This window comes from Streptomyces sp. NPDC002671, from assembly GCF_053592475.1.
The window spans coordinates 43,240-55,683 of record NZ_JBSFVU010000030.1 but is presented as its reverse complement, the minus strand read 5'-3'; the positions used below and the strand labels follow the sequence as shown (position 1 = coordinate 55,683).

The 12,444-nt window shown below is 68.9% G+C and carries 8 protein-coding genes and 1 pseudogene; 7 read left to right on the top strand and 2 right to left on the bottom strand.

Going from position 1 to position 12,444, the window contains the following annotated elements:
• Positions 1-134 precede the first annotated feature (134 nt).
• Positions 135-341 (bottom strand): hypothetical protein, encoded by a 207-nt coding sequence (locus ACWD35_RS34965; protein ID WP_451355371.1) that lies wholly within the window; start codon positions 339-341, stop codon positions 135-137.
• Between the two features lie 540 nt (positions 342-881).
• Between ACWD35_RS34965 and ACWD35_RS34960 the strand changes: the two genes are divergently transcribed.
• Positions 882-1,967: a DNA polymerase III subunit beta family protein gene (locus ACWD35_RS34960; protein WP_451355370.1), complete on the top strand. Its 1,086-nt coding sequence runs from the start codon at positions 882-884 to the stop codon at positions 1,965-1,967.
• A 189-nt stretch (positions 1,968-2,156) separates the two neighbouring features.
• Positions 2,157-2,342: pseudogene (locus ACWD35_RS34955) on the top strand (phosphotransferase); the annotation flags it as partial.
• A 53-nt stretch (positions 2,343-2,395) separates the two neighbouring features.
• Here ACWD35_RS34955 and ACWD35_RS34950 read toward each other — a convergent pair.
• Positions 2,396-3,898 (bottom strand): ArnT family glycosyltransferase, encoded by a 1,503-nt coding sequence (locus tag ACWD35_RS34950; protein WP_451355369.1) that lies wholly within the window; start codon positions 3,896-3,898, stop codon positions 2,396-2,398.
• Between the two features lie 903 nt (positions 3,899-4,801).
• Between ACWD35_RS34950 and ACWD35_RS34945 the strand changes: the two genes are divergently transcribed.
• The 5 genes from ACWD35_RS34945 (at position 4,802) to xdhB (ending at position 12,443) form a co-directional block, all read left to right on the top strand.
• Complete coding sequence (locus ACWD35_RS34945; RefSeq protein ID WP_451355368.1) at positions 4,802-5,878, top strand: hypothetical protein; 1,077 nt, start codon at positions 4,802-4,804, stop codon at positions 5,876-5,878.
• Between the two features lie 193 nt (positions 5,879-6,071).
• Entirely contained in the window at positions 6,072-7,190 is a 1,119-nt protein-coding gene (locus tag ACWD35_RS34940) for a hypothetical protein (RefSeq protein WP_451355367.1), read from the top strand.
• Between the two features lie 127 nt (positions 7,191-7,317).
• Positions 7,318-7,563, top strand: coding sequence for a hypothetical protein (locus ACWD35_RS34935; protein ID WP_451355366.1), 246 nt, complete (start codon positions 7,318-7,320; stop codon positions 7,561-7,563).
• A 969-nt stretch (positions 7,564-8,532) separates the two neighbouring features.
• The gene (locus tag ACWD35_RS34930) at positions 8,533-9,999 is read left to right on the top strand and encodes a xanthine dehydrogenase small subunit (RefSeq protein ID WP_451355365.1); all 1,467 of its coding nucleotides are present in this window, start codon (positions 8,533-8,535) and stop codon (positions 9,997-9,999) included.
• Entirely contained in the window at positions 9,996-12,443 is a 2,448-nt protein-coding gene (gene xdhB, locus ACWD35_RS34925; RefSeq protein ID WP_451355364.1) for a xanthine dehydrogenase molybdopterin binding subunit, read from the top strand. Before ACWD35_RS34930 ends, xdhB begins: the two co-directional genes overlap by 4 nt.
• The last annotated feature ends 1 nt before the right edge of the window (position 12,444 follow it).

The following is a 12,444-nucleotide window of genomic DNA, read 5'->3' as shown; positions in this document are numbered from 1 at the left end:
TTCCGTTCCTACCGGGACCCCGACTTGTGCGGGTGCTGCGTCGCCTGGAGCGCGTCCGGCCGATCATGCGTGACGACAACCGGATCCGTGCGCATCGTCCGGGGTCTGGCCGTGCCGGCGGCGGCTGGCGGCGGTCAGGAGAAGCCCTTGCGCAGTAGCGGTGGCTTCGCTCGGCCGAACATGCTGCGTTTGAGCGCCTTCAGGTCGTTGACGCGGCCCTCGACCGGGCCGGATGACCAGTCGGTGCTCATGCCGTAGACGACGGCGTCGAGGTCGGGGGCAGTCCGGCGGTGAAGCCGGCCAAACCGGCCTGCTCGTCCGCGCAGACGTCGGCGATCCATGCCGCAGCCGGTCTCCTTCGCGGTTGGTCATGATGGTCGCGAAGGTGCGGACGTGGTCTGCGGCGGCCGTGAGCTCGGGTGAGCGGGCCAGCAGGTTCTTGAGCCGCTGACGGTCGTCCTCGCGCAGGTGGTCGGGGTGGGCCGTGATCCAGCCGGTGGCCTCGCGCGGCGATGGCGGCCGGGCGATCGGCGGCGTGTTTGCGGCAGGCCGACAGTTGGAGCGCAGCGGCCGGACATAGTCGCGCAGGGTGCTGTAGCTGCAGTGGGCCCCGCGTTCCTGCAACTCGCGGTGGAGCCGGGACACGTTCGTGCAGCCCTCGGCGATGCGCTGGTCCTGGCGAGGTAGAGGCTGCAGGCGCAGCCCTTTGATGGCAAAGGATCGGGAGAACCCCGCCCACGTTCAGCACGGGTTGTTCGTCCTCCTCGGCCTCGATCGGCGGTCTCGCCTCTGTACCCCGATGCTGTTCATATTCGAGCCGGCTGGCTGGGGTTGACCCTCGACTTGGTGGAGGGCTCAGGGTTGTGGGTGTGGAGAGAGAGATGCGCAGCATTGGTGAGATGGCTCGGGACAGTGGACTGAGCGTGAGCGCCCTGCGGTTCTACGACGGTGCCGGCGTGCTGGTCCCGACTTGGGTGGACCCGGTGAGCGGCTACCGCTGGTACGGCCCCGAGCAGCTTGAAGAAGCCCGGTTGCTGGCCCGGCTGCGCCGGGCCGGTATGCCGTTGGCGGACATTCGGCTGGTGCTGGCCGGCTGGTCCAGTGAGGACACCGACCTGGTGCGGCAGCTGCTTCAGGCGCATCTGCGTCGTCTTGAACTGGGGCTGTCCGATGCCCGCATTGAGTTCTCCGCGGTCCGAGCGCTACTCGAATGCAGGGAGAATCCCATGACTTTGCTCCGCACCGCCCGCACCGTCCGGTTGGCTGTCCCCGCGCCTGAGTTGGCCGCGGCGTTGGACGCGGTCCGCTTCGCCGCCAGTACCGACCCGGAGCTGCCGATGCTCGGCGGTGTCCTGTTCGACATCGAGGGGGAGACGCTCCATGTCGTGGCCACCGACCGGTACCGGATGGCAGTCGCACAAGCCGGTACCACCGGGCATGGCGGGCCCCGTATCCAGGTCATCGTGCCGTCCCCGCTCGCCGACGCGATGCGAGCGCTGCTGAGTGACGACGCATCCGTCCAGCTCGCTGTGGACGGTGACCGCGTGGTCTTGGAGGCAGGGGACCGTCAGGCGGCCGGCCAGTGTCTCGATCACGACTTCCCTGATTACCGTCGCCTCATCCGCCTGCCGGCAGGACACCGTGCCCTCGTCGATGTCCCGGCTTTCCGGGCGGCGGTGGAAACCGGCCCGGTCCGCGTCAGCGAGGTGCGCGAGCAGGACGGCGTGTCCTGTGACCTCAGCGTGCTGAAGGTGGCGGGCGACGGCACGGTGTGCGTCTGCGAAGACGGTGACGACGGCCAGGGCAACATCGCCGTCAATCGCGAGTTCTTGCTGGATGCCCTCGCCGCTGGGGCCCGGGACCAACTGATTCTGGAGGTCGGCGCCCCTACGGCGCCTCTGGCGATCCGCCGGACCGACGCCGAGGACACCTTTTCGATACTGATGCCTGTCCGCCTGGAAAACTGATTGGTCGGTTTCGGAAGTCCTTAGGGGGCGGCTCCGGAGCCGGTGCCGTGTGGCGTTGGCCAGATGCCCGGGGTAGAAGGCGAAACCCCAGGTGCTGGCGGATCCGCCGTAGCACAGGCGCATGAGCCTGATGCTGTCGCCGTCGGCCAGTTCGCCGTCCACGTAGGCGAACTGGCCGCGGTGGCGAGCCCGCCCGATGACACCGATCAGCCTGAACTGTGGCAGCGGGCCATGGACGTCATCCGCCGCGAGCCCCCGGAGTACCAGGCCTGCTCCCTCCACCGGGACTTCCATCCCGGCAATGTCCTCTTCGCGGGCGACGGCGACGGTCTGCGGATCAGCGGCGTCGTCGACTGGGTGGAGACCTCCTGGGGGCGAAGTACAGAGCTACGTACGGGTTACGGCGGCTCCACGCCCGCGTGAGCTGCTCAGTACCGGCGCAGTAGCGGCCAGAGCGCCGTCCATGCCCGCTCCGGCCCTGCGCAGAGCACCACGGCCGCGTGCTGCTCCTGGTTTGCCGTACCGTGCCCGTTGTCGACGCGCGCGACCGGGTGACAGCCCGTGAAGTGTTCCTCTACCTCGGCGTAGCCCGCCGGGTGAACGAGCAGCACCGGCCCCGTGGCGGTCGCCGGGGGCGGGCCCGAGGCATGTAGGCCCATGTGGCCGGAGTACGGGGATGGCAGGCCGAGGGCGGGCCCGTACTGCGCGAGTGCTCCGGCTTCGCCGTAGTTTGCGGTCAGCAGCACGGCAGTGGCCCGCTGCTCGGCGGGGATGACCGCCCAGCCGGTGGCGGTGGCGCGCGCGAGCTCAGGCCAGCCGACCTCTTCGCCGATGTCGGGGTCGACGGTCATCGGCACGGCCAGCGCCGAGGCGGGCAGCACCGGCAGGGCGGCCAGCGCACTGGTGAGCAGGGCCGCGAGCAGTCCGCCGACCAGCCTGGCGCGGTGCTCGCGCGCCCAGCGGGCGTACGGCTCACAGCCGGCCGCGGTGAGCGCGTACAGCAGCGGGATCGGGTAGTACGCCTTGCCGCCGCCCGCCATCACCAGCAGGCAGAGCACCACCCAGGCCACCGCGACCGGTCGGGCCCAGCGCAGCTCCGACCGGCGCAGCAGCCGGCTCAGCCCGGTCAGCCAGAGGGGTGCCAGCAGCGGGGAGAGCTGGAGCAGCTGCATCGGGAGGACGAGCAGCCGCCCGCTGGCTCCGCCAGCGGCGCTGATCCCCTGGGCGACCGTCAGTTCGGGCCAGCCGTGCGCGGCCTGCCACCACAGAACGGGCAGCGCGATCGGGAGTGCGGTGAGCAGTGCGGTCAGCGGTCCGAGCAGTGCGCGCGGCCGGGGCACGAAGAGGCCGCGCGGCCCGGCCGTCAGGGTGCCAACCGCCAGCGCCACGAGCAGCCCGAGCACCAACAGCTTGTTCAGCAGCGCTGCCCCGACCGCCGCTCCGAGCAGCGGCCACCAGCGGGCCTCGCCGGTGCGCGACAGGCGGAGCGTCAGCAGAATGACCGTCAGCCAGGCGGTCAGGTCGAACGTCGCGGTGGAGAGCAGGTGGCCGGTGCCCAGCAGATAGCCCGAACAGGCCGCGGCTCCCGCCGAGAGCACCTGCCCGCCCCGCCCGGCGCCCAGCTCGCGGGCGATCAGCGCTGTTAGGGCAATCGAGGTTGCAGCGAGCAGCGCGGGCAGGATCCGCACCCCGGTCGGGGTGGCGCCGAACAGCTCCGCGCTGAGCCGAGCCAGCAGCGGGGTAAGCGGCGGCTGGTCCGGATAGCCCCAGGCCAGGTGGCGACCCACGAGCAGGAAGTACAGCTCATCGCGGTGGAAGCCGTAGCGGCCCGACAGCGCGATCAGCAACGCCGCGGCAGCGGCCGCGATCCCCCCGACCGGCCCGGCCGCGAACGGCCCCAGGCGCGGCTGTGCATTCCCCCGAGTGCGCATGCCCGCATTCTGACCGACCGGGACGGGCCCGAGAAGGGCCTGCGAGAGGGCGATCGGACAGCGGGCCGCCGACACAGACGCCGACGCGACGCCGCTGGCCTCCAGCGCGTCCGGCTGACCGGTATCACCTCAAGGGCGAGGACCTCATCGATGCCGACCGGGTTGCCCAGCAGATCAGCCTCGATCAGGCACGCGAGACCCGGCTCGTCGCCGAAGGGGCCATGGACCGGATCCCTGCGAAGTTCGGCCCCGACTTGGTCGGCTCCGCCGCCACCGCCCATTTTTCAGAATCTCGCGTCGGCCCGCGAGTCAGAGGCGTGCGTCGCCGTGAGGCGCCTCGTGCCCGTAGGCGGTGACGAACGGATCCCCGTCGGCGCCGCGGACCCTCTCCTGCTTGCGCCACGTGCGGTCGGCTGTTGACGGAGAGGCGTCGATATCCACGGCTCGCGCTCGGGAGGCACCGCCACGGTCCCCTGTTCTCTCATCCAATGACTCAGCCAAAGGCTGTCGTCTTTTTATGCTTGGCACCAGTAGTGCGTGCCCTCGTGTCGCTGCTTCAATCGGCTCCGCCCTCAAGCCCCCCGAACACAAAGGATCTGGCATGGATCTGCGTGCAAGGCCGCGTCCGGCAGACGGTGTTGTGGTGATCCCCCGACAGTCCGGCGACGCCCGGCTCTGTGGCAGCACTTGACTCCCCTCAGAAGGGCCTTTCCGCATGGCGGATGGTCAGCGGAGCAGGGCCGGCCGGATCCCCGAAACCTGGCCGACGACTGCGCTGGTGTGCCCAGTCGGCTGAGCCGACGTCAAGGGTGGGCGCACGACGCCATCACGGGCCGAGGGCTGCGCATCGAACAACGCCGCCTGCCCGTGTGCACACATGGAAACCTCGAAAGGGAGAATTCGATGACAGACACGTCTCTGCGGCGCTTCGCCACGGGGAAAGCGCTGGTCGTAGGGGCCCTATTGGTCCTGGCGGCACCAGGGGTCGCGTACGCCAACACCGTGAGCGTCACTGTGCGAACGCCCGGCGCCACCCTCGGACCCACGACCATAGACTCTTCGGTCTCGACCAGCGCTCACTGCACCAGCGGTCTCAATTCCGGCGGCGGGATCGACCAGGCCACCGGCACCGGCGCAGGGGTGAACGGCAACCACGTGCTGGGCACCGAGCCCAGCTCGGACGGTGCCACCGAATACACCGGCACGAACGGGGTCGTCGGTACCGACGTGGCGTACTGGATCGCGAAGGGCGGAAGCGGAGGACAGGTCAACTCCTCTTTCTCCACTACCCCTTACGCGATGTGTCTCACGAGCAGCCGGATCAACCACACTCAGGTGGTCATGAACAAGGTGAACGCACCCACCACCGCGACGGCGGCGGGTCTGGTGACGGCGACCTGCCCGGCCAACACGGCCCTTCTCGGTGGCGGTGCCCTGGTCACACCGGGCAATACCGGCAACTTCAAGGCGATCGCCGGCTTCCCCACCTTCAACAACTCCGCACACGACTTCGGAAAGAAGGCTGCTGCGGACGGAGAGACCAACCCCGACTCCTGGAGCGCCGTCGGGTGGGACAACAGCGCCAACGCCAGCAACGAGACCTACGCCTACGCGATCTGCAGTGGTAGCGGCATCAACGTCAGCGGCGTCACCGTGAAGGTCCGCTACAGCGAGGCGAACGGCCCGAACACCGGGAGCACCGGCCAGAAGACTACCGTCAGCTGCGGTGTTGGGGACGGAAACCTGGTGAGCGGGGGTGCCGCCATCAGCGGGGGCAACCTGACCACCACCGACTTCACCGGACCGGGCTCGGGCGGCGACCACCTCAACGGCAGCTTCCCCAGCGACTCCAGCGGCAACGCCGTCAGTGACGGGACCACGACGGCGGCGTCCTGGACGGCGTTCACTCACACCGGTGGGATGGCGTCGACGACCAACCACTCCGACGTCTGGGCGCTGTGCGCCAACGACGGCGTCTGAGTCACCGGCACCACTGCTCTGCGGGCGGGCACGACGCCCCGGCAGCCCGTCCGCAGAGCACCCGTCCCGCCTCGGTCACCCAAAGCGGGCTGGAGAGGCTGCGCGGCGGTATCGATTCCAGCGAGACAACGCCGCTTCCCATGAACGCTGTCCCACCACGTTCACGGCGTTGACACCAGAAAGGCAGAATTCGATGAAGAAGAGGCTTTCCCGGAAGTCCGCCCTGGCGAAGATACTGATCCCGGGTGCCCTGCTCGCCGTGGCGGTGCCAGAGATCGCGTACGCCGACACCGCGAGCGTCACCGTGGCGACCCCCGGACCCACCATGGGCCCCGCAACCCCCTTCACCGGTGTCTCGTCCCACGCGGACTGCGGCCAAGGTCTCATCTCCGGCGGCGGGATCGATCAGAACACCGGCAGCGACCGGGCGGGAAACGGCAACCACGTGATGGGCATCGCGCCCAGCCCCGACGGCGTCACCGAATACACCGGTTCAACCGGGGTCGTCGGCACCGACGTCAAGCACTGGCTCGCGTTCGGCGGAAGCGGGAGCAACTCCAGCCCCGAGTTCTCCACCACACCCTACGCGGTGTGCCTTTCCAGCAACCGAATCAAGCACACCCAGGTGGTCATGAACAAGATCGCCGGACCCTCCATCGGACAGACGGCGAAAACCGTCGTGGCAACCTGCCCGACCGGCACGCTCCTGCTCGGTGGCGGCGCCCGAACCACCCCCGCCAGCGTCGGCAGCCTCAAGCCGATCGCCAGCTTCCCTACCTTCAATGACACCGCACACGACTTCGGCCAGAAAGCCGCTGCGGACGGAGAGACCAACCCCGACTCCTGGACAGCCGTCGGGGGAATCGGCGGCGGACGCGACAGCGACAACACCACATACGCCTACGCGATCTGCAGTGGAGACGACGTCAACGTCCGAGGCATCACCACGACCGTCCACTTCCGCGAGCTGAGCGGCCCGACCACCGCCGGCACGAGCCAGACGGCAACAGTCGGCTGCGCCGACCAGGCGGAGGAAGGCAACAACGGGAGGGAGCATCACGTGCTGGTCAGTGGGGGCGCCGCCGCCAGCGGAGGCAACGTGACGACGACCGACTTCACCAAGGCAGGGTCGGGCGGAACCCACCTGATCGGAAGCTTCCCCAGCGACTTCGACGGCACGCCGGTCAGTGACGGGACCAGCACCGCCGCATCCTGGACAGCGGACATCCACGTCGGGGGATCACCCTCGCCGAACACCTACTCCGACGTCTGGGCGCTCTGCCTGAACCTGGATCACGGGGACGAAGGATGATCACGGCGGCTATGTGCTGAGGAAGGATGCTCGTTAACCTCGGGCTTTCATGAAGCGGGCTGCCGGCGCGTGCGGGTGACAGGTGACGGCCGCCCCGTGGTCCAGCAAGCCGGCGGGGTGCGGTTGTGTGCAGACCGTCCACCGGACCGGCCTGGATGACGCGCTTGGTATTGACCGCGTTCTGCCTGCTCTTGCCGGAGACGAAGTTATCCCGGTCCTTGCGGCCGATTGCGGGTCGCCGGACCCGGATCTCGGTGCCGTCGATGATGTCGGTCTTCCCGTTGGCGCCGAGATGGTCGACGACCTCGGCCAGACTCCGCAGGCGAAGACCGGGGCTCACAGTGCATCCGCGATCGGCGAGCAACGGTCGTAGCTCGCCGATGGCCCCGGTGATGGTGGAGCGGTCCACGCCGAACCAGCAGGCCAGCCACAACGGCCCCACCTCGGCGACGAGTTCAGCGATCACAACGGCCGACAGGCCCGTGACCCTCTAGCCGCTGATGATCGCTGCACGAGTCGCGTTCCCCGCCACGCAGCCATGAACTACGATCCAGGCTCGACGTCTCACTGCCAACCCTGCACGAGCTCGCCAGGGAAGCTCGCTGGGCTGCTTGAACTCCCAGCGCGAGTAGCGGGCATTGGCCTCACCCGCCTCACGAAGGTGCTGCATGGAATCTGGGCCACCAGGGTTGAAGACAGAACACGCCGCCTGATCCTGTAACAGGCCCAGGCGGCGGCAGGGAAGCGGCCCATGGCAACCCTTCAAGTTCATTCACCGCGGAGGAGCGGTTGGGTGGAGTCTCCCGGCTGTCGCACCGGAACGCGCCCGCCCGCTGAATGGCCCTGTGGGGATGGACGGGAATGCTGCTGACGGATCGAGGGCGCTTGCGCTCAGGGTGGAGATGCGGCGGTAGCCGGTCGGCCAGGACACTGTGCGCTCGGCCATCCAGCGGTGGCGTCCCGGCCTCGGTTCCGATCGGTTCTCGAGAGACAGAGGTCGGCCTCTTGACCTCTGTGGCCCCAGCCGCTAACTTGCGGTAGCCGTCGACCCATAACTACCGAAAGGAGGCGACCAGCGGATGTACACCAGCTCTGATCTTGGTCGCCTCGCCCAGTGCACAGTCTGGGTTCCGGGTCGGATCGCGCACGGCTGCTGAGCACGCCGTTCTGATGTGCCCGTCCGTGGCACATTCCGGGTTTCCCGTCACCATCTTCCGGCACGTCGCTGTTGCGTGCCGTTTTGCGCCCGTTCCTCTCACGTGGCGCGTCTGAACACAGAAAGCTGCCTGAAATTGGCGAACATGATGAATCGACCGATCACACACCGGAACGAGGGCCCGTCATGGTAGCGGCGCGGATCACGGTCAACGGGAAGGAAACACCGATTTCACCGGCTGCGCCCCACACTACAGCGCTGGATTTTCTGCGCGAGCGTGGCCTGACCGGCACCAAGGAGGGCTGCGCCGAGGGTGAATGCGGCGCCTGTTCGGTCCTGGTGGCCCGTCCCGGAGTGAACAAGCCCACCGACTGGGTGGCGGTCAACGCCTGCCTGGTCCCGGTCGCTGCGCTCGACGGTCAGGAGATCATTACCTCCGAAGGTCTCGCCACCGCCGGCGAACCCGGCACGCCGCCCACCTTGCACCCGGTGCAGGAGGAGATGGCGGTCCGCGGCGGTTCCCAATGCGGTTACTGCACGCCGGGATTCATCTGCAGCATGGCCGCCGAGTACTACCGGCCTAACCGCTGCGCGCATGCGGCGGACTCGGCCGACAGCACCGACGCCGAGCACGGTCCGAACGGTTTCGATCTGCACGCGCTGAGCGGAAACCTGTGCCGCTGCACCGGTTATCGCCCAATTCGCGATGCCGCGTTCGCCGTCGGCACGCCCACCGACGAGGACCCGCTGGCGCAGCGCCGCGAGCAGTCCCCGCCCGCACCGGTCGCCACCGAATACACCCAGGACGACAGTGCGTTCCTGCGGAAGAGCACCCTGGCGGAGACGCTGCAGTTGCTGCGCGAGCGGACCGACGCGGTCGTGGTCGCCGGCTCCACCGACTGGGGCGTCGAAGTGAACATCCGTTCCCGCCGGGCGGATTGCGTGGTCGCCATCGACCGGCTGTCCGAATTGCGGGAGCTGCGAGTCGAATCCGACTGCATCGAGATCGGGGCGGCGCTGACGCTCACCGAGATCGAACGCCGCCTCGACGGCGACGTCCCGCTGCTGGCACAGCTGTTCCCGCAGTTCGCATCACGGCTCATCCGCAACAGTGCGACCTTCGGGGGCAACCTGGGTACCGGCTCGCCCATCGGTGACAGCCCGCCCGTACTGCTCGCCCTGGAGGCGGCGGTGGTGCTCGCCGATGCCGACGGTGAGCGCGAGGTCCCGCTGGCGGACTACTTCACCGGCTACCGGCAGAGCGTGCGCCGCCCCGGCGAGTTGATCCGCGCGGTGCGCGTCCCGCTGCCGCTGTCGCCGGTCGTGGCCTTCCACAAGATCGCCAAGCGGCGCTTCGACGACATCTCGAGCGTGGCGGTGGCCTTCGCGCTCGACATCGAGGACGGGATCGTCCGCAAGGCACGCATCGGCCTGGGCGGCGTGGCCGCCACCCCGATCCGCGCCCTCGCCACCGAGGCGGCCCTGGAGGGCAAGCCGTGGGCGGCGGAGACCGTCGAGGCCGCGGCCCAGGTGCTGCAGGCTCAGGGCACACCGATGAACGATCACCGCGCCAGCGCTGAGTACCGCTCCGCGATGCTCGGCCAGAGTCTGCTGAAGCTGCACGCGCAAACCACCGAGGCGGTGTCATCATGAGCCATTTGTCCGAGCGTCCTGAAAAGCCCGTCGTCGGCGTCTCGATTCCGCACGAGAGCGCCACCCTGCACGTCACCGGCACCGCGCTCTACACCGACGACCTGGTCCATCGCACCAAGGACGTGCTGCACGCCTACCCGGTCCAGGTGATGAAGGCCCGTGGCAGGATCACCGCGCTGCACACCGAGCCCGCGCTCGTCGTGCCCGGTGTGGTTCGTGTGCTGACCGGTGCCGACGTGCCCGGCGTCAACGACGCCGGAATGAAGCACGACGAACCGCTCTTCCCCGACGAGGTCATGTTCTACGGCCACGCGGTCGCCTGGGTGCTCGGCGAGACCCTGGAGGCGGCACGGCTCGGTGCGGCGGCCGTGGAGGTGGAGCTCGACGAACAGCCCTCCCTCGTCACGCTGCAGGACGCGATCGCGGCCAACAGCTATCACGGCGCCCAGCCCGTGATGGTGGCCGGAGACATCGACGCGGGCTTCGCCGACTCCGCGCACGTGTTCACCGGCGAGTTCCAGTTCTCCGGTCAGGAGCACTTCTATCTCGAGACGCATGCGGCGCTGGCCCAGGTCGACGAGAACGGGCAGGTGTTCATCCAGAGCAGCACCCAGCACCCCTCGGAGACCCAGGAAATCGTCGCGCACGTGCTCGGCCTGCCCAGCCACGAGGTGACGGTGCAGTGCCTGCGGATGGGCGGCGGCTTCGGCGGCAAGGAGATGCAGCCGCACGGGTTCGCGGCCGTCGCCGCGCTCGGCGCCAAGCTGACCGGTCGGCCGGTCCGGTTCCGGCTCAATCGGACCCAGGACCTGACCATGTCCGGCAAGCGGCACGGATTCCACGCCGAGTGGAAGATCGGCTTCGACGCGGACGGCCGCATCCAGGCCCTGGACGCCACCTTGATCGCGGACGGCGGCTGGAGCCTGGACCTCTCCGAGCCGGTCCTGGCCCGTGCGCTGTGCCACATCGACAACACCTACTGGATTCCCAACGCGCGCGTCGCCGGTCGTGTCGCCAAGACCAACACGGTCTCCAACACCGCCTTCCGCGGCTTCGGCGGACCGCAGGGCATGCTGGTGATCGAGGACATCTTGGGCCGCTGCGCGCCGCTGCTCGGCCTGGATGCCATGGAGTTGCGGGAACGCAACTTCTACCGGCCGGGTCAGGGCCAGACGACGCCGTACGGACAGCCGGTCACGCAGCCGGAACGGATCTCCACCGTCTGGCAGCAGGTTCACGACGACGGCGGCATCGCCGACCGCAAGCGCGAGATCGCCGCCTTCAACGCCGCGCACCCGAACACCAAGCGGGCCCTTGCGATCACCGGCATCAAGTTCGGCATCTCGTTCAACCTCACCGCCTTCAACCAGGGCGGCGCGCTGGTGCTGATCTACAAGGACGGCTCGGTCCTGATCAACCACGGTGGCACCGAGATGGGCCAGGGCCTGCACACCAAGATGCTGCAGGTGGCCGCGACCACGCTGGGTATCCCGCTGCACAAGGTCCGGCTGGCCCCGACACGCACCGACAAGGTGCCCAACACCTCGGCCACCGCGGCCAGTTCCGGGGCGGACCTCAACGGTGGGGCAGTGAAGAACGCCTGCGAGCAGTTGCGCGAGCGGCTGCTGCAGGTCGCCGCCTCCCAGCTGGGTGCGAACGCCTCGGACGTGCGCATCGTCGAGGGCGTCGCGCGCGCCCTGGGCAGCGACAGGGAGCTGGCCTGGGACGACCTGGTGCACACCGCGTACTTCCAGCGAGTCCAGTTGTCGGCCTCCGGCTTCTACCGGACCGAGGGGCTGCACTGGGACGCGAAGACGTTCAGGGGTTCGCCGTTCAAGTACTTCGCCCATGGCGCCGCCGCGACCGAGGTGGAGGTCGACGGCTTCACTGGCGCGTACCGCATCCGCCGGGTCGACATCGTGCACGATGTCGGCGACAGCCTGTCTCCGTTGATCGACATCGGTCAGGTCGAGGGCGGTTTCGTGCAGGGGGCGGGCTGGCTGACGCTCGAGGACCTGCGCTGGGATGTCAGTGACGGGCCGAACCGCGGCCGGCTGCTGACCCAGGCCGCGAGTACCTACAAGCTGCCGAGCTTCTCGGAGATGCCCGAGGAGTTCAACGTCACGCTGCTGGAGAACGCCACCGAGGAGGGCGCGGTATACGGGTCCAAAGCGGTGGGTGAGCCTCCGCTGATGCTGGCGTTCTCGGTGCGCGAAGCGCTGCGGCAGGCCGCCGCCGCGTTCGGACCGAGCGGGGTCAGCGTCGATCTGCCCTCGCCCGCGACGCCGGAGGCGGTGTACTGGGCGATCCAGGCGGCTCGCCAGGGCGATGCCTCCCGGAACGGTCACGCCGGCAACGGGTTTGCCGCCAACGGCCACACCGGAAACGGGGACGCTGCCAACGGCAAGCTCCGCACTGACGCACAAGCGCTGAACGGTGCCTGAC